The sequence below is a fragment of the Janthinobacterium rivuli genome (assembly GCF_009208735.1).
Taxonomy (GTDB): Bacteria; Pseudomonadota; Gammaproteobacteria; order Burkholderiales; family Burkholderiaceae_D; genus Janthinobacterium.
Genome location: NZ_WFLJ01000003.1, coordinates 207209 through 223849, shown reverse-complemented (window position 1 = coordinate 223849; position 16641 = coordinate 207209). Strand labels below are relative to the sequence as shown.

Annotated in this window: 15 protein-coding genes; 9 read left to right on the top strand and 6 right to left on the bottom strand. The window is 63.8% G+C overall.

Annotated elements, in window-relative coordinates:
- Positions 1 to 94: 94 nt before the first annotated feature.
- Positions 95 to 1321 (top strand): 6-phosphofructokinase, encoded by a 1227-nt coding sequence (locus GCN78_RS05325; RefSeq protein ID WP_152250757.1) that lies wholly within the window; start codon positions 95 to 97, stop codon positions 1319 to 1321.
- On the opposite strand, the gene GCN78_RS05320 is transcribed toward GCN78_RS05325, so the two are convergent.
- A complete protein-coding gene (locus tag GCN78_RS05320) occupies positions 1318 to 2166 on the bottom strand; it encodes an IclR family transcriptional regulator (protein ID WP_152250756.1) in 849 nt (282 codons plus the stop codon). The two genes, GCN78_RS05325 and GCN78_RS05320, sit on opposite strands and share 4 nt — an antisense overlap.
- A 163-nt stretch (positions 2167 to 2329) precedes the next feature.
- Between GCN78_RS05320 and GCN78_RS05315 the strand changes: the two genes are divergently transcribed.
- Positions 2330 to 3946 (top strand): GMC family oxidoreductase, encoded by a 1617-nt coding sequence (locus tag GCN78_RS05315; RefSeq protein WP_152250755.1) that lies wholly within the window; start codon positions 2330 to 2332, stop codon positions 3944 to 3946.
- Between the two features lie 178 nt (positions 3947 to 4124).
- A complete protein-coding gene (locus GCN78_RS05310; protein WP_413465187.1) occupies positions 4125 to 5402 on the top strand; it encodes an MFS transporter in 1278 nt (425 codons plus the stop codon).
- A gap of 67 nt (positions 5403 to 5469) precedes the next feature.
- On the opposite strand, the gene purM is transcribed toward GCN78_RS05310, so the two are convergent.
- Entirely contained in the window at positions 5470 to 6513 is a 1044-nt protein-coding gene (gene purM / locus GCN78_RS05305) for a phosphoribosylformylglycinamidine cyclo-ligase (protein WP_092796783.1), read from the bottom strand.
- Positions 6514 to 6701: 188 nt separating this feature from the next.
- Here purM and GCN78_RS05300 point away from each other — a divergent pair, with 188 nt between their 5' ends.
- The 6 genes from GCN78_RS05300 (at position 6702) to panB (ending at position 12153) form a co-directional block, all read left to right on the top strand.
- Positions 6702 to 7784 carry an AI-2E family transporter gene (locus GCN78_RS05300; RefSeq protein ID WP_152250753.1) on the top strand — a complete coding sequence of 361 codons (1083 nt, stop codon included), beginning with the start codon at positions 6702 to 6704 and terminating at the stop codon, positions 7782 to 7784.
- A 202-nt stretch (positions 7785 to 7986) separates the two neighbouring features.
- Positions 7987 to 8655: a DnaA regulatory inactivator Hda gene (gene hda, locus GCN78_RS05295; RefSeq protein ID WP_058048421.1), complete on the top strand. Its 669-nt coding sequence runs from the start codon at positions 7987 to 7989 to the stop codon at positions 8653 to 8655.
- Complete coding sequence (locus tag GCN78_RS05290) at positions 8655 to 9326, top strand: histidinol-phosphatase (protein WP_152250899.1); 672 nt, start codon at positions 8655 to 8657, stop codon at positions 9324 to 9326. The genes hda and GCN78_RS05290 overlap by 1 nt, the downstream gene beginning before the upstream one ends.
- Positions 9319 to 10692, top strand: coding sequence for a polynucleotide adenylyltransferase PcnB (pcnB, locus tag GCN78_RS05285; protein ID WP_152250752.1), 1374 nt, complete (start codon positions 9319 to 9321; stop codon positions 10690 to 10692). The genes GCN78_RS05290 and pcnB overlap by 8 nt, the downstream gene beginning before the upstream one ends.
- Entirely contained in the window at positions 10692 to 11168 is a 477-nt protein-coding gene (folK, locus tag GCN78_RS05280) for a 2-amino-4-hydroxy-6-hydroxymethyldihydropteridine diphosphokinase (RefSeq protein ID WP_152250751.1), read from the top strand. The genes pcnB and folK overlap by 1 nt, the downstream gene beginning before the upstream one ends.
- A 109-nt stretch (positions 11169 to 11277) precedes the next feature.
- A complete protein-coding gene (panB, locus tag GCN78_RS05275) occupies positions 11278 to 12153 on the top strand; it encodes a 3-methyl-2-oxobutanoate hydroxymethyltransferase (protein ID WP_193316618.1) in 876 nt (291 codons plus the stop codon).
- A gap of 33 nt (positions 12154 to 12186) precedes the next feature.
- Here the strand turns inward: panB and GCN78_RS05270 are convergent, their stop codons facing one another.
- The 4 genes from GCN78_RS05270 to GCN78_RS05255 are packed head-to-tail and all read right to left on the bottom strand — an operon-like array spanning position 12187 to position 16638.
- Positions 12187 to 13674 carry an aldehyde dehydrogenase gene (locus tag GCN78_RS05270; RefSeq protein WP_152250750.1) on the bottom strand — a complete coding sequence of 496 codons (1488 nt, stop codon included), beginning with the start codon at positions 13672 to 13674 and terminating at the stop codon, positions 12187 to 12189.
- Positions 13675 to 13704: 30 nt separating this feature from the next.
- The gene (locus GCN78_RS05265) at positions 13705 to 14556 is read right to left on the bottom strand and encodes an ABC transporter permease (protein WP_152250749.1); all 852 of its coding nucleotides are present in this window, start codon (positions 14554 to 14556) and stop codon (positions 13705 to 13707) included.
- Positions 14553 to 15482, bottom strand: a complete 930-nt coding sequence (locus tag GCN78_RS05260) for an ABC transporter permease subunit (RefSeq protein WP_152250748.1) — start codon at positions 15480 to 15482, stop codon at positions 14553 to 14555. Before GCN78_RS05260 ends, GCN78_RS05265 begins: the two co-directional genes overlap by 4 nt.
- A 7-nt stretch (positions 15483 to 15489) precedes the next feature.
- A complete protein-coding gene (locus GCN78_RS05255) occupies positions 15490 to 16638 on the bottom strand; it encodes an ABC transporter ATP-binding protein (RefSeq protein ID WP_152250747.1) in 1149 nt (382 codons plus the stop codon).
- Positions 16639 to 16641 lie beyond the last annotated feature (3 nt).

Below are 16641 nucleotides of genomic sequence, written 5' to 3'. Positions count from 1 at the left end.
GGTGGAGAAATTTCTCGACAGGCATATTGCAAAAGACGGCGCGCCGGCCAAAAAGGAGTAGGCTGGAGGGCCGTTCCACTTACGAGGAGATCCCATGCCGTCTGGAAAAATTCTTGTTGCCCAGGGAGGCGGCCCCACCGCCGTCATCAACCAGTCGCTGGTGGGCGTGGTGCTCGAATCGCGGCGCTTTCAACATGTCACGCGCGTGTATGGCGCGCTGCACGGCGTGCGCGGCATCATCAATGAAGAATTCGTCGATCTGACGCAGGAAACCAGCCATAACCTGGAACTGGTGGCCGCCACGCCGTCCTCGGCCCTCGGCTCCACGCGCGACAAGCCCGATATCGCCTACTGCCAGAAAATCTTCGAAGTGCTGCGCGCGCACGAGATCGAACACTTCTTTTACATCGGCGGCAACGACTCGTCCGACACGGTGCGCATCGTCAGCGAGGAGGCGCACAAGGCCGGCTATCCGCTGCGCTGCATCCACATCCCGAAAACCATCGACAACGACCTGGTCGGCAGCGACCACACGCCCGGCTTTCCCTCGGCCGCGCGCTTCGTCGCGCAAGCGTTCGCCGGCGCCAACCTGGACAACGCGGCCTTGCCTGGCGTCTACGTGGGCGTGGTGATGGGACGCCACGCGGGCTTTTTGACGGCCGCCTCGGCGCTGGGCAAGAAGTTCCCCGACGATGGCCCGCACCTGATCTACCTGCCCGAGCGCGTCTTTGCGCTGGAGCAATTTCTTGCCGACGTGAAGGCCACGTATGAAAAATACGGCCGCTGCGTGATCGCCGTCTCGGAAGGCATCCACGACGCCTCGGGCGAGCCGATCGCCAGCCTGCTGGCCACACAGGCGGGCAATGCGGTCGAGCGCGATGCGCACGGCAATGTGCAATTGTCCGGCACGGGCGCGCTGGCCGACCTGCTGTGCGACGAGATCAAGGCCAAGCTCGGCATCAAGCGCGTGCGCGGCGATACCTTCGGCTATCTGCAGCGCTCCTTCATCGGCTGCGTCTCCGACGTCGACCAGCGCGAGGCGCGCGAAGTGGGCGAAAAGGCCGTGCAGTTCGCCATGTGGGGCGAGCGCGACGGTTCCGTCGCCATCAAGCGCACGGGCTTTTACTCCGTCGACTACGAGTTGCTGCCCCTGACGGACGTGGCGGGCAGGACGCGCACCATGGAAGACGAGTTCATCAGCGCCAGCGGCACGGACGTCACCGATGCCTTCCGCCTGTACCTGCGCCCGCTGCTGGGCTCGGGCATGCCGGACGCCTTCCGGCTGCGGGCGGCCAAGGTGGCAAAGGTGCTCAAGCCCTAGCTGTTTTCCGCCAGCAATAGCGGGCGCAGCTTGACGGCCGCTTCCTTCAGTTGCGGCACGTGCTGCATCAACTGCTCGACGGACTTGCGCGCCACGGGCGCGTGGCAGGCGACGGCCGCCACGATGCGCCCGTCGGCCGCGCAGATGGGCACGGCCACGGCCACCATGCCATGCACGAATTCCTCGTCGTCGATGCCGATGCCCAGGCGGGCGATGCGCACGATCTCGCGCTCGAGCAGCACGGGATCCGTGATGCTTTTCGGCGTGCGCGCCTGCAGGGTCAGCATGGCCAGCAATTCGCGCCGCTCCAGCAAATTCATGTGCGCCAGGAATAATTTGCCACTCGCCGTGCAATGCATGGGCGCGCGCGTGCCCAGCACCAGGTGCAGGCGCAGCGGCTCCTGCGTTTCCACGCGGTCCACATACACGATCGCATTACCCTCGGGAATGGCCAGATTGCACGTCTCGCCCGTGGCCGCCACCAGGCTGCCCAGGATGCTGCGGCTCACGCGGATCAGGGCATTGTTGCGCAGGGTGGCCAGCGCCAGGTTGGTGGACGCGGCGCCCGGCACATAGCCGCGACCCACGGGCGTGCGCAGCACATAGCCGTGTTGCTCCAGCGTATCGAGCAGCCGCATCATGCTGGCCTTGGGCACTTGCATGCGCGCGGCCAGCTGCGACAGGGTCAAGGGCTGGCTGGCGCTGGCCAGGTGCTCGATCAGACGCAGCACGCGCAAGCCGCGCGCCTCGTCGCCATGGCTGGCCGCCGTGCTGGCAGCCACTACCCCGCCCGCCGAACTGTCTTCTTCGGCCTCGGCCTGCCGTTTTTGAAACGCATCATGCATGTTCTGTTTCACCTCTCGCGTATGCGGTGGTTTCCGCTTGTCCCGGTGCTGCACGTCTTTTATAAATGGAACAAGACGTTCCAAAAATAATCAATAAAGACCAGTGTATCGCAAAAAACGCCCGCCGAGGCGGCGCGATACCGCAACGCAGGAGACAAGCACCATGTTGCAAACACACTATGATTACATCGTCGTCGGCGCCGGTTCGGCCGGCTGCGTGCTGGCCAACCGCCTGTCGCACGACAGCCGCAACCAGGTATTGCTGCTGGAAGCGGGCGGCAAGGACAACAATCCCTGGATACATGTGCCGGTCGGCTATTTCAAGACCATGCACGACCCGAAGCTGGACTGGTGCTACCGCACGGAAGCGGACGCAGGCATCGCCGGGCGCCAGTTGCAATGGCCGCGCGGCAAGGTGCTGGGCGGCTCCAGCTCGCTCAACGGCTTGCTGTACGTGCGCGGCCAGAAAGAGGATTACGACCGCTGGGCCGAGCTGGGAAATGCAGGCTGGAGCTATGCCGAGGTGCTGCCGTATTTCAAGAAATCGGAAGACCAGGAACGTGGCGCCAGCGACTACCACGGCGTGGGCGGCCCGTTGAAGGTGTCGGACCTGCGCCTGCGCCGTCCAATCGCCGAGCATTTCATTGCGGGCGCCACGGAAAGCGGCATCCCCTTCAATGCCGATTACAACGGCGCCACGCAGGAAGGCGTCGGCTACTTCCAGCAGACGGCCAGCAAGGGCTTGCGCTGGAGCACGGCGAAAGCCTTCTTGCGTCCGGCCCGCAAGCGCGCCAACCTGCGCGTGGAAGTGCGCGCGCAGATCACGCGCGTGCTGTTCGAGGGCAAGCGCGCCGTCGGCATCGAGTTCCGGCAGGATGGCCAGCTGCGCCAGGCGCGCGCCAGCGGCGAAGTGATTTTATGCGCGGGCGCCATCGGCTCGCCGCAGATCCTGCAATGCTCGGGCGTGGGTCCGCGCGCCCTGCTAGAGGAAGTGGGCGTGCCACTGGTGCACGACTTGCCCGGCGTGGGACAGAACCTGCAAGACCATCTGCAAATCCGCCTCGTCTTCAAGACGCGATTAAAAACCCTGAACGATGAAGTCAACAGCCTGTGGGGCAAGCTGTGGGTGGGCATGCAATATGTGTTTTCCCGCTCGGGGCCCTTGACCTTGGCGGCCAGCCAGGTGACGGTATTTACCAAGTCGTCGCCCGAGGTGGAGCGGCCCGACATCCAGTTCCACATGCAGCCGCTGAGCGCCGACAAGCCGGGCGAAGGCGCGCATCCGTTTTCCGCGTTTACCTCGTCCGTGTGCCAGCTGCGCCCGCACAGCCGCGGCCACGTGTCGATCAAGTCCGCCGACCCGCTCGCCTATCCGGGCATTTACCCGAACTACCTGTCCGACCCGCGCGACCAGCGCACGGCGATCGCCGCCCTGCGCGTGGCGCGAAAAATCGCCGCCGCGCCGTCGCTGGCGCCGCACATCATTGCCGAGTTCGTGCCCGGCCCGCAGTTCGAGACGGATGAAGAACTGCTGGACGCGGCGCGGCGCTTCAGCCAGTCGATCTACCACCCCAGCGGCACCTGCAAGATGGGGCACGACGCCATGGCCGTCGTCGACGAGCGCCTGCGCGTGCACGGCATGCGGAACCTGCGCGTGGTCGACGCGTCGATCATGCCGGAAATCGTCTCGGGCAACACGAATGCGCCCACCATCATGATCGCCGAAAAAGCGGCCGACATGATCCTGGCGGACGCCGTGCGGCTGCCGCAGGCAGCCTGACCCACCCATTCCATTCCCGGCAAGGAGGATGTCAGCGGCGGGCAGACGGCCCCGCCTCCAATGACCCGGCGACACGCCAGGCATTAAAAAAACACACATAATCGATATCGATTGGAGACTAGATATGGACAACAATCCCAGCAATCCGAAAAAAGCCCAAGAGCTGCGGAAAGTCGTGATGGCCAGCGTGATCGGCGCCACCATCGAATGGTATGACTTCTTTTTATACGGCGTGGTGGCCGGCATCGTGTTCAGCAAGCTGTATTTCCCGGGCGGCGATCCGCTCGTCTCGACCATGCTGGCCTACGGCACCTTCGCCGTGGGCTTCCTGTCGCGCCCCATCGGCGGCGTGATCTTCGGCCACTTCGGCGACAAGATCGGCCGCAAGAGCATGCTGGTGATGACCCTGATGATCATGGGTATTTCCACCTTCCTGATCGGCGTGCTGCCCACCTACGACCATATCGGCTACTGGGCGCCGGGTCTGCTGCTGTTCCTGCGCGTGCTGCAGGGGATCGGGCTTGGGGGCGAATGGGGCGGCGCCGTGCTGATGGCGTATGAATATGCGCCGCCCAAAGAGCGCGGCTTCTACGCCAGCCTGCCGCAGATCGGCCTGGCCATCGGCCTGTGCCTCGCTTCCGGCGTGGTGGCGATCCTGTCCTACAGCTTGAGCGATGCGCAATTCCTGTCCTGGGGCTGGCGCGTGGCCTTCATTTTATCTGCGGCCCTGGTCTTCATCGGCATGTGGATACGCCTGAACGTGATGGAAACGCCGGAATTCCAGGCCGTCAAGGAAAAGAATGCGGAGACGCAGATTCCGTTTTTCGACCTGCTGAAACGCTATCCGGGCAACGTCTTGAAGGGCATGGGCGCGCGCTATATCGACGGGGTGTTCTTCAATATCTTCGGCGTGTTTTCCATCACCTATCTGACCAACACCATCAAGATCGCCCGCACGGAAGCGCTGATGGGCGTGATGGCGTCGGCCGTCGTGATGTGCTTCTGCATCCCGTTCTTCGGCCGCCTGTCGGACCGCATCGGCCGCACCAAGGTGTTTTTCTGGGGTTCATTGATCACGGGCGTGTCGGCCATTCCCGCCTTCTGGATCATGCTCAACCACGCCGACAATCCGCTGCTGCTGTGGTGTTCCGTGATCATCCCGCTGGGCGTGCTGTATTCGGCCGTGTACGGCCCGGAAGCGGCCCTGTTCTGCGACCTGTTCGACGCCAAGGTGCGCTACACGGGCATCTCCTTCGTCTACCAGTTCTCCGGCATCTTCGCCAGCGGCCTGACGCCCATCATCGCCACCTACCTGCTGAAAACGGGCGATGGCGAACCGTGGCACATCGTCGGCTACATCCTGTTCGCCTCGCTCGTCTCGGCCGTCAGCGTGGCCATGATCGGCAGGGGCGGTTCGCAGGCGGATGGCCACATGAAGCCGGCGCACGCAAGATAAGCGAGCTCGCGACGTAAAAAAAGGCAGGCCTCTCGCGAGTGCCTGCCTTGTTTGTTCAAGCTACAGTTTAGATGACAACTGTCTGATGCTCGTCACCCACGCGGGCGCGGATGGTGCCGATGCGCGACACGGTTTCGCCGGCCGCCTGCAACTGGGCGATGGCGGCGTCCGCGTTTTCCTGCGAGACGATGACGGTCATGCCGATGCCGCAGTTGAAGACGCGGTGCATTTCGGCGTCAGCCACGCCGCCGTGCTGTTGCAGCCACGTGAACAGCGGCGGCATGGTCCATGCCTTCGAGTCCAGCTCGGCCACCAGGCCAGGCTGCAGCACGCGCGGGATGTTTTCCACCAGGCCGCCACCGGTGATGTGCACCATGCCCTTGACTTCCATGGCGTCCATCAGCGCCAGCAATGGCTTGACGTAGATGCGCGTCGGCTGCATCAGCACGTCGGCGAGTTTACGGCCGTGGAAGTCGCCTTCCAGGTCCGGTTTCGCCACTTCGATGATCTTGCGCACCAGCGAGTAACCGTTCGAGTGCACGCCCGACGAGGCCAGGCCCAGCACCACGTCGCCCGGGGCGATCTTGGTGCCGTCGATGATTTTCGATTTTTCCACGGCGCCGACGGCAAAACCTGCCAAATCGTATTCGCCGGCCGGGTACATGCTCGGCATTTCCGCCGTTTCGCCGCCGATCAGCGCGCAGCCAGCTTGTTCGCAACCCTGGGCGATGCCCTTGATGACGTCGGTGGCGATGGCCACGTCCAGCTTGCCGCAAGCGAAGTAGTCGAGGAAGAACAGCGGTTCGGCGCCTTGCACCAGGATGTCGTTGACGCTCATGGCGACCAGGTCGATGCCGACCGTGTCATGGCGGTTCAGTTCGAACGCCAGGCGCAATTTGGTGCCCACGCCGTCGGTGCCCGAAACCAGCACGGGTTCCTTGTACTTCTTGCTGATCTCAAACATGGCGCCAAAACCGCCCAGGCCGCCCATCACGCCTTCGCGCAGGGTGCGCTTGGCAAACGGCTTGATTGCTTCGACTAAAGCGTCGCCTGCGTCGATATCGACGCCAGCGTCACGGTAGGAAAGGGAAACATTAGAAGTCTGGTTCATGGTGTGGTGGCAGCGGAGGCGGTAAAATAGAAGGCGGATACCCGCCGGCACGCGCGCGCAAGCATGTTTTTCAACATCGTGCGGCAGGACGCCAGCGGGTGAATTCGGTCGATCAAGTCGCTATTTTATCAAACTGCCCCGCCATTTCGTAATTAACTGCCTTTTTTTAACGCAACAGCACAAACTCCATGCCATTCGCCATCACCGCCGAACAGAAGCAAACAGCATTTTGGATCGCGGTCTGGCTGGCATTCCTGCTGCTGCTCGTCAGCCTGGGCCCCATCCTGACGCCCTTCCTGGCCGCCGCCATCCTCGCCTACGTGCTCAATCCCGGCGTCGACCGGTTGCAGCGCCTCCATTACAAGCGCTTTTACGTGCCCCGTCCGCTGGCCGTGCTGGTCGTCGTAGTGTTGTTTTTCCTCGCCATCACGGCGCTGGTGCTGATCGTCGTACCCGTGTTGCAAAAGGAAATTCCCTTGCTGCAGGCGCAAATCCCCCAGTTTCTGAACAAGGCGAACGACTTCCTGGCGCCGAAACTGCGCGACCTGGGCATCCGCGTGCGGCTCGACGGCACGGGCCTCAAGCGCATGCTGAGCCAGCAGATGGCCACCAGCGGCGATGAAATCTGGAGCACCGTGCTGGCCTCGGCCCGCATCGGCGGCACGGCCGTGCTGGGCTGGCTGGCCACCGTCGTGCTCATTCCCGTGGTGCTGTTCTACCTGTTGCTGGACTGGCATCCGATGCTGGCGCGCATCGCCGGCGCCGTGCCGCGGCGCTGGGTCGGCCGCACGGTGGGCATGGCGCAGGAAGTCGACACCCTGCTGGCGCAATACCTGCGCGGCCAACTCCTCGTCATGCTGGTGCTGGCCACGTATTACTCGGTGGCGCTGGCCATCGCCGGTTTTGAAGTCGCATTGCCTGTGGGCATCATCACGGGCTTGCTGGTGTTCATCCCCTACCTGGGCTTCGGCCTGGGCCTGATGCTGGCGCTGATCGCCGCGCTGCTGCAGTTTGCCGACTGGAGCGGCGTCATCGCCGTGGCCGTCATCTACGGCTGCGGCCAGGTCATCGAAGGCTTTTTCCTCACGCCGCGCCTGGTCGGCGAGCGCATCGGCCTGAACCCGCTGGCCGTGATCTTCGCCTTATTGGCCTTCGGACAACTATTCGGTTTCGTCGGCGTTTTGCTCGCTTTACCCGCTTCTGCCGTCCTGATGGTCGCTTTTAAGCATCTAAGACGCCACTACCTGTCCAGCACCTTCTATAATGCATGACAAGGTGACTGACATAAGCGACTGCGAGTCGCACTTTGCGGCTGGCGATGCTCACCGTACTACAGTACGGTTGCGCTTCTCGGCCACAAATTGCTGCCGCTCGCTACGCTTCTGTCAGGCACCCGATATGATTACAATATGAAACTAACAACAGCGACGACGACGCATACGCAGTAATGAAAAACAGGACAAGGCGTACGCCATGAAACAACTGGTGCTCGATTTAGGCACAGACCAGGCGCACAGCCTCGATACCTTCGAGGTGGGACAGAATGCCGAAGTGGCGCAGCTGATGCGCCAGTTCGCCGCGCGCACTTCGCGCGAACATTTTGCCTACCTGTGGGGCGAACTGGCCGCCGGCAAGAGCCATCTGCTCAAGGCCCTGGCCAGCACCGAGCGCGCGCGCTACATTTCGCCATTCTCGATCGAGTCCGAATTCGTGTATTCGCCTGACGTCGACCTGTACCTGCTCGACGACTGCGAAAAACTGTCGCCGCTGGCGCAGATCGATGCCTTTGCCCTGTTCAATGAAATCCGCGCCAACAAGGCGTTCATGGTGTGCAGCGGCGCCGTGCCGCCCGCCGTGCTGCCCGTGCGCGAAGACTTGCGCACGCGTATGGGCTGGGGCTTGATTTATCAAATCCACGGCTTGACCGACGATGAAAAAATCGCCGCCCTGACCCAGGCGGCCACCACCCGCGGCTTGACCTTGTCGCCCGGCGTGTTACCCTATCTGCTGTCCCATTTCCGGCGCGACATGCGTTCGCTGTCGACGATGCTGGACTCTCTCGACCTCTACTCCCTTGAAACCCAACGCCCGATCACCTTGCCATTGTTGCGCGAGTTGCTGCAGGCGGAAGCGAAAGAATGATGAATCTGGCCCTGTTTGACCTCGACCACACCCTGCTGCCCATCGACTCGGATCACGAGTGGGGCGAATTCCTGGTACGCATCGGTGCCGTGGACGCCGCCGAATTCACCCGCCGCAACGACGAATTTTTCGCGCAATACCAGGCCGGCACGCTCGATCCAGTGGAATACCTGGAATTTTCCCTCGGCACCCTGGCGCAATTCCCGCGCGAACGCCTGGAAGCGCTGCACAAGCAATTCATGGCCGAAGTGGTCTTGCCGGCCATCCGCCCGGAAGTCGTGGCCCTGCTCAAGCAGCACCAGGACGCGGGCGATTTGCTGGCCATCGTCACGGCCACCAACCATTTCATCACAAAACCCATCGCCGACGCGCTCGGCGTCGAGCACCTGCTGGCCGCCATGCCCGAATATGATGCGCAAGGCAATGTCACGGGCAAGCTGCTGGGCACGCCCACGCTGGGCGCGGGCAAGCTGACCCATACCCACGCCTGGCTGGAAAAGATGGGCAAGGAACTGGGGCAGTTCGAGCGCAGCTATTTTTACAGCGATTCGCACAACGACATCCCCTTGCTGTCAGTCGTGACCCACCCGGTCGCGACCAATCCCAACACCGCTTTGAGCGCACACGCATCCCTCCACGGCTGGCCATCACTCCACTTATTCAATGATTAAAAAATTCATCCGCAAGATCCTCGGCGTTAAAAAAGAGGCAGCGCGCGACACCACGGCACCCGTCGTGCTCGGTCCCGCGCAACACGGAATCGACCCGAAACTGGTGTCGTCGAATGCCATCCGCGTCACCAGCAGCCTGCAGGAAGCGGGCTTCGAAGCCTTTGTCGTCGGCGGCGCCGTGCGCGACCTGCTGCTGGGCGTCAAACCCAAAGACTTCGACATCGCCACCAACGCCACGCCGGAACAGGTCAAGCGCTTGTTCCGCCGCGCCTTCATCATCGGCAAGCGCTTCCAGATCGTGCACGTGATGTTCGGCCAGGATTTGCTGGAAGTGACGACCTTCCGCGGCGCCGGCGCCGATTCCGCGCCCAAGGATGAACATGGCCGCGTCCTGCGCGACAACACCTTCGGTCTGCAGCACGAAGATGCGCTGCGCCGCGACTTCACCATCAACGCCATGTACTACAACCCGGCCACGCAGGAAGTGCTCGATTACCACGGCGGCGTGGAAGACATCCGCGCCAAGACCCTGCGCATGATCGGCAAGCCGGAAGAGCGCTACCGCGAAGACCCCGTGCGCATGCTGCGCGTGGTGCGCTTCGCCGCCAAGCTGAAATTCACCATCGAGCCGCACACGGCCGCGCCGATCCCCGTCATGGCGCCGCTGATCAACAACGTGCCCGCACCGCGCGTGTTCGACGAAATGCTGAAACTGCTGATGAGCGGCCACGCGCTGGCCTGCCTGCAGCAGCTGCGCAAGGAAGGCTTGCATCACGGCCTGCTGCCGCTGCTCGACGTGGTGCTGGAACAGCCGCTGGGCGCGAAATTCGTCACCCTGGCGCTGGACGCCACGGACGCCCGCATCGCCGCCGGCAAGACCGTCTCGCCAGGCTTCCTGTTCGCCTCGCTGCTGTGGCACCAGGTGCTGGAAAAATGGACGGCCTACCGCGCCGCCGGCGAGTCGACCATCCCCGCGCTGCACCTGGCGGCCGACGACGTGCTCGATTCGCAAACGGAAAAACTGGCCTTGCAGCGCAAGATCGGCTCGGACATGCGCGACATCTGGTCGATGCAGCCGCGCTTCGAGCGCCGCGTCGGCAAGGCGCCGTACAAATTGCTGGAGCACCTGCGCTTCCGCGCCGGCTACGACTTCCTGCTGCTGCGCAGTGCCTCGGGCGAGATCGACATGGACATCGGCGAATGGTGGACGGCCTTTTACGAAGGCGACGAGGAAACGCGCGAAGCGCTGCTCGTCAGCGCCAATGCCGCGCCAGGCGCCGTCAAGAAGAAACGTCCGCCACGCCGCAGCACGCGCAGCAAGACGGGCACGGGCGGCTCGGCCACCGGCAGCAGCAGCGGCGAATAATGACAGTAGTTGCTTACATCGGCATCGGGGCCAACCTGGGCGACGCGCGCGCCAACGTGCAGGACGCCATCGCCCGCCTGGCGCGTCTGCCCGGCGCCTCGCTGATCGACGCCTCGGCCAGCTACCGCACGGCGCCCATCGATGCTAGCGGTGACGACTACATCAACGCCGTGGCGCGCATCACGACCACCCTGCCGGCGGAGGAACTGCTGCTGGCCCTGCACGCCATCGAGGCGGCGCACGGGCGCGAGCGGCCCTACCGCAACGCCCCGCGCACCCTGGACCTGGACTTGCTGCTGTACGGCGATGCACGGATCGCCAGCGCCACCCTGACGGTGCCCCATCCGCGCATCACCGAGCGCGCCTTCGTGCTGGTGCCGCTGCTGGCCCTGGCGCCCGCCATCGTCGTGCCGGGACGCGGGCCGGCGCAGGACTACCTGGCAAGCGTCGCCGACCAGGCCATCCGCCAGCTCTGAGCCACGGCTCCAGACATACACTACAATGCCGCTCCTGCAGCACGCCGCATAAAGTACTACACTAGCGGCGTCGCAATCGCATCACCCCCTTTCACTCTAGAGAATACCTATGTCCGCTTATTTGCAAGGAACAGATCTGGCCGCAAAAGACAAGGCCGCCACGCCGGCGCCGGCGCCATCCAAGCCTGTCGCCAACAAGGCCGTGACCATCCACACCCTGGCTACGCTGCGCGCAGCCGGCGAAAAGATCACCATGCTGACCTGCTATGACGCCAGCTTCGCGTCCCTGATGGACCGCTGCGGCGTGGAGATCCTGCTGATCGGCGATTCGCTCGGCATGGTCTGCAACGGCCACAACTCCACCCTGCCCGTCACCGTGGCCGAACTGGCCTACCACACGGCTGCCGTGGCGCGCGGCAGCAAGTCCGCCATGATCCTCGCCGACCTGCCGTTCGGCGCCTATGCCACGCCCGAGACGGCGTACGCGAATGCCGTCATCCTGATGCAGGCTGGCGCGCACATGATCAAGATCGAAGGCGGCGCCTGGCTGGCCGAGATCGTCCGTTTCCTCACCGAGCGCGGCATCCCCATCTGCGCCCACATCGGCCTGACGCCGCAATTCGTGCACCAGCTGGGCGGCTATAAAGTGCAGGGCAAGAGCACGGAAAGCGCCACGGAGCTGAAGAACGACGCGCTGACGCTGCAGAACGCGGGCGCCGCCATCGTGCTGATGGAAGCGATGCCGTCGCAGCTGGGCAAGGAAGTGACCGAGATGCTGACGATCCCCACCATCGGCATCGGCGCCGGTCCCGACTGCTCGGGCCAGGTGCTCGTCATGCACGACATGCTGGGCGTGTTCCCAGGCCGCAAGGCGCGCTTCGTGCGCAACTTCATGGAAGGCGCGGCCAGCATCGACGACGCCGTCATTGGCTACGTCAAGGCCGTCAAGGATGGCAGTTTCCCGGCGCTGGAACACTGCTTCTGATCGGGGTCAGACCCGCTGGGTCTGACCCCGGACCTAGCCCACCTGTATCCACGTCGTCTTCACCTCCGTGTATTTATCCAGCGCGTGCAAGGACTTGTCGCGCCCGTTGCCTGATTGCTTGTAGCCGCCGAACGGCACGGTGATGTCGTCGCCGTCGTACTGGTTGACGTGCACGGTGCCGGCGCGCAGGGCGCGCGACGTCTGAATCGCCTTGCTGATGTCGGACGTCCACACGGCCGCCTGCAGGCCGTATGGCGTGGCGTTGGCCTGTTTGATGGCTACGGCGATATCCGTAAAGCCCAGCACCGACAGGACAGGCCCAAAGATCTCTTCGCGCGCGATCGTCATGCCCGCGTCCACGCCGAAGATGGTCGGCTGCACGTAATAGCCGCCCGTCTCCACACGCACGGCCTCGCCGCCACCGAGCAGCTGCGCGCCTTCCTGCTTGCCGGCCGCGATATAGCCCATCACCGTGTTCATCTGCGTGGCGTCGACGATGGCGCCCATGACGGTGGCTTCATCGAGCGGGTCGCCCGGCTGGAAACGGGGCAGCATGGCCAGCGCCTTGGCCAGGAATGCGTCCTTGATCGACTCTTCCACAAACAGCCGCGAAGGCGCGTTGCAACTTTCGCCTTGGTTGAAGAAGATGGAACCGACGGCGGCCGCCACGGCCTTGTCCAGGTCCGGGCAATCGGCGCAAACGATGTTGGCGGACTTGCCGCCCAATTCCGTCCACGCCCGCTTCAAGTTCGACTGGCCCGCCATCTGCACGATCAATTTTCCCGTGCGCGTGGAACCCGTAAAGCCGATGCAATCGACATCCATGTGCAGCGCCAGCGCGGCGCCGGCCTCGTTGCCGTAGCCGGGCAGCACGTTGAAGACGCCGGCCGGCACGCCCGCTTCGAGCGCGATGTCGGCCAGGCGCAGCGCCGTCAGCGGCGATTTCTCGGACGGTTTCAAGATCACGCTGTTGCCGGCCGCGAGGGCCGGCGCGATCTTCCAGGCCGCCATGATCATCGGGTAATTCCACGGCACGATGGCGGCGACGACGCCGACCGGTTCGCGCGTGATCAGGGCCAGGCTGTTGGCGGGCGTGGGGGCGATTTCATCGTAGACCTTGTCGATCGCCTCGCCATACCAGCGCAGGCAGTTGGCCGTGGCGCCCACGTCCACGCTCTGGCTGTAGTTGATCGGCTTACCCATGTCCAGCGTTTCCAGCAGGGCCAGTTCGGGACCGTATTTCTGCACCAGGTCGGCGAACTTGATCAAGGTGCGCTTGCGCTGCGCCGGCGACTTGCCCGCCCAGCGGCGGTCGTCAAAAGCGGCGCGGGCGGCCTGCACGGCCGCATCCACGTCGGCGCCATCGCAGCGCGCCACCTGCCCCAGCAGGCGCCCATCGATGGGCGACAGATTGTCGAAGGTCTGGCCGGACCTGGCCGCGACCCGCTCGCCGTTGATGACGGCGCGGCCATCGATCGTGATCTCTGCGGCACGTGCGTGCCAGCTGGTGTTTTCCGTCATGGTCGTCTCCTGCAAGGTGAAAACGCCAGCTTACTCCTGATCCGCCGAATAGGCCGCGGACATCTGCTTGCGGCGTCTGCGGTCGGCGCGCGCCAGCATCACGGCATACGCGGTCACGGCGAGCGTCACCACCAGGATGGTCAGCGCGGCGATGGCATTGACGCGCGGATCGAGACCCAGGCGCGCGCGAGAGAAGATCACCAGCGGCATCGTCGTCGAACCGGGGCCGGACAAAAAGGCCGACAGCACCACGTCGTCGAGCGACAGCGTGAACGTCAGCAGCCAGGCCGATGCCAGCGCCTGCGTGATGTTCGGCAGGGTCACGAGGAAGAACACCTGGTGCGCGCGGCAGCCCAGGTCCATGGCCGCCTCGGCCAGGGACTTGCTCATTTCCTGCAGGCGCGACTGCACCACCACGGCCGCATACGCCATGCCCAGCAAGGTATGGCCGAGCCAGATGGTCAGCACGCCCCGCTCGGGGAAGCCGAAGACCTTCTGCATGGATACCAGCATCAGCAGCAAGGATAAGCCGATGATCACTTCCGGCATCACCAGCGGCGCGCTGACCATGGCGGAAAACAGCGTGCGGCCACGGAAGCGCTGGTAGCTGCTCAAGGCGAAGGCGGCGAAGGTGCCGAGGATGACGGAAGACGTCGCCGACATGAAGGCGATCTTCAGGGACAGGCCGAAACCCGAAATGATCTCCGTATCGCTCATCAGCTCCTGGTACCAGCGCAGCGAAAAACCGCTCCACACCATGTCCTGGCGCGAGCTGTTGAACGAGAAGACGATCAGCACGATGATGGGCAGGTAGAGGAACAGGTAGCCCAGCGAGAGCCAGCCGCGCCCGAACCAGCGCTGCAAAAAGGTACGTCCGTTCATGTGCGCTCCTCCGCGTCCTGGTCCGTCTTGTACTTGTTAAAAATCGCCATCGGCACGAGGATCAGCAAGACCACCAGCACCGTCACCGACGAAGCCATGGCCCAGTCATTATTGGTGAAGTATTCATCCCACAGCACGCGGCCGATCATCAGGGTTTCCGGGCCGCCCAACAGCTCGGGGATCACGTATTCGCCCACGGACGGAATGAACACCAGCATGGCGCCGGCGATGATGCCCGACTTCGACAGGGGCACCGTGATGCGCCAGAACGCCTGCAGCGGCGTGGCGCCCAGGTCGGCCGCCGCTTCCAGGTAGCGCATGTCCATTTTGACCAGGTTGGCGTACAGGGGCAGGATCATGAAGGGCAGATAGGCGTACACCATGCCGACCACCAGCGAAAACGAGGTATTCATCATGTGCAGCGGTTCGTTCACCACGCCCAGCGCGAGCAGCAGGTCGTTGAGCAGGCCGTGGTTGGCCAGGATGCCCTTCCACGCATACACGCGCAGCAGGAACGAGGTCCAGAACGGCAGCATCACGAGCATCATCAGCACGGGCCGGATGGACGGCCTGGCGCGCGCCATGAAGTAGGCGAACGGGTAGCCGATGCACAGACAGATGGCCGTGGTGATGGCCGCGTACTTGATGGAACTGAGGTAGGTGAGCAGGTACAGTTCATCGGCGGCGATGAACAGGTAGTTGGCGATTTTCACCTTCAGCACGACGATGCCGTCGACATACGACAGCAAGCCGCCGAACGGACTGCCCGCCGTATCCATGTCGGACAGGCTGATGCGCAGCACGATCAGGAAGGGAACGAGAAAGGCGGCCGCCAGGAACAGCGACGGCACGGCGATGACGGCCGTGCGCCCAGTGACCCAACGCAGGGTGACGAGGTTACGCAGCGATTGCAAAATGGACGTCATGATGGCCTCAGCTGGTCAGCACGACGATGTCGGCGCCATCCCACCATACCCACACGCGCTGTTCGCGCTCGAGGCGCGCGGCCTCGTGGCGGGCCGCGTTGGTGCGCGAGACTTTCACCACCGTGCCGCTGTCGAGGCGCACGTGGTAACTGGTTTCATTGCCAAAATACGCCATGGCGACGATCACGCCCTGGGCGCAGTTGTAGCCGTGTTCCTTTGGTGACGCGCGCTCCTCCAGGGCGGGGGGCACGACCTGGATGCCGATTTTTTCGGGGCGCACGGCCACCGAGACATCCATGCCCAGGTTGCCCGTGATGCCGTGCGAGACATAGTGCTCGCCGTCGGGCGTGGCGATGACCACGTGATCGGGTTCGTCTTCCGTGATGCGGCCGTCGAACAGGTTGACGCTGCCGATGAAGTCGGCGACGAAGCGGCAATTCGGCGTCTCGTAGATTTCGCCGGGCGCGCCCACCTGCAGGATGCGCCCTTCGCTCATGACGGCGATGCGCGTGGCCATGCTCATGGCCTCATCCTGGTCGTGCGTGACCATCACGCAGGTGACGCCCACCTGCTCGATGATGTTCACCAGTTCCATCTGCGTGCGCTCGCGCAGTTTTTTATCCAGTGCGCCCAGCGGCTCGTCGAGCAGCAGCAATTGCGGCCGCTTGGCCAGGCTGCGCGCCAGCGCCACGCGCTGCTGCTGGCCACCCGACAGCTGGTGCGGCTTGCGCTTCGCGTATTGGCCCAGCTGCACCAGCGCCAGCATCTGCTCGACGCGTGCCGCCACTTCCGCTTTCGGCAAGCCGTCGCGGCGCAAGCCGAAGGCGATGTTGTCCCACACGGACAAATGGGGGAACAGCGCGTACGACTGGAACATCATGTTGATGGGCCGCTGGTACGGCGGCACATCGACGATGCTGTTGCCCGCCAGGGCGATGCGCCCCGACGTCGGCGTCTCGAAGCCTGCCAGCATGCGCAGCAGGGTCGATTTGCCGCAACCTGAACTGCCCAGCAGGGCGAAGATCTCGCCCTTGTTGATCGTCACGGAAATATCATTGACGGCGCGCACGCCATCGAATTCCTTGACCAATTGATCAATCAGCAAGAAAGGCGCTGGGGCGTCGCTGGCCGACGCGGCTGGTGTTGCTATCGTCATTGT

What these genes read in the sequence shown, in the direction of transcription:
- GCN78_RS05260 (WP_152250748.1), bottom strand. Translation starts at nt 15,482, where the DNA reads ATGACGTCCATTTTGCAATCGCTGCGTAACCTCGTCACCCTGCGTTGG.
- GCN78_RS05310 (WP_413465187.1), top strand. Translation starts at nt 4,125, where the DNA reads ATGGCCAGCGTGATCGGCGCCACCATCGAATGGTATGACTTCTTTTTA.
- panB (WP_193316618.1), top strand. Translation starts at nt 11,278, where the DNA reads ATGTCCGCTTATTTGCAAGGAACAGATCTGGCCGCAAAAGACAAGGCC.
- GCN78_RS05255 (WP_152250747.1), bottom strand. Translation starts at nt 16,638, where the DNA reads ATGACGATAGCAACACCAGCCGCGTCGGCCAGCGACGCCCCAGCGCCT.
- GCN78_RS05300 (WP_152250753.1), top strand. Translation starts at nt 6,702, where the DNA reads ATGCCATTCGCCATCACCGCCGAACAGAAGCAAACAGCATTTTGGATC.
- GCN78_RS05270 (WP_152250750.1), bottom strand. Translation starts at nt 13,674, where the DNA reads ATGACGGAAAACACCAGCTGGCACGCACGTGCCGCAGAGATCACGATC.
- pcnB (WP_152250752.1), top strand. Translation starts at nt 9,319, where the DNA reads ATGATTAAAAAATTCATCCGCAAGATCCTCGGCGTTAAAAAAGAGGCA.
- GCN78_RS05325 (WP_152250757.1), top strand. Translation starts at nt 95, where the DNA reads ATGCCGTCTGGAAAAATTCTTGTTGCCCAGGGAGGCGGCCCCACCGCC.
- folK (WP_152250751.1), top strand. Translation starts at nt 10,692, where the DNA reads ATGACAGTAGTTGCTTACATCGGCATCGGGGCCAACCTGGGCGACGCG.
- GCN78_RS05320 (WP_152250756.1), bottom strand. Translation starts at nt 2,166, where the DNA reads ATGCATGATGCGTTTCAAAAACGGCAGGCCGAGGCCGAAGAAGACAGT.
- hda (WP_058048421.1), top strand. Translation starts at nt 7,987, where the DNA reads ATGAAACAACTGGTGCTCGATTTAGGCACAGACCAGGCGCACAGCCTC.
- GCN78_RS05315 (WP_152250755.1), top strand. Translation starts at nt 2,330, where the DNA reads ATGTTGCAAACACACTATGATTACATCGTCGTCGGCGCCGGTTCGGCC.
- purM (WP_092796783.1), bottom strand. Translation starts at nt 6,513, where the DNA reads ATGAACCAGACTTCTAATGTTTCCCTTTCCTACCGTGACGCTGGCGTC.
- GCN78_RS05265 (WP_152250749.1), bottom strand. Translation starts at nt 14,556, where the DNA reads ATGAACGGACGTACCTTTTTGCAGCGCTGGTTCGGGCGCGGCTGGCTC.
- GCN78_RS05290 (WP_152250899.1), top strand. Translation starts at nt 8,655, where the DNA reads ATGAATCTGGCCCTGTTTGACCTCGACCACACCCTGCTGCCCATCGAC.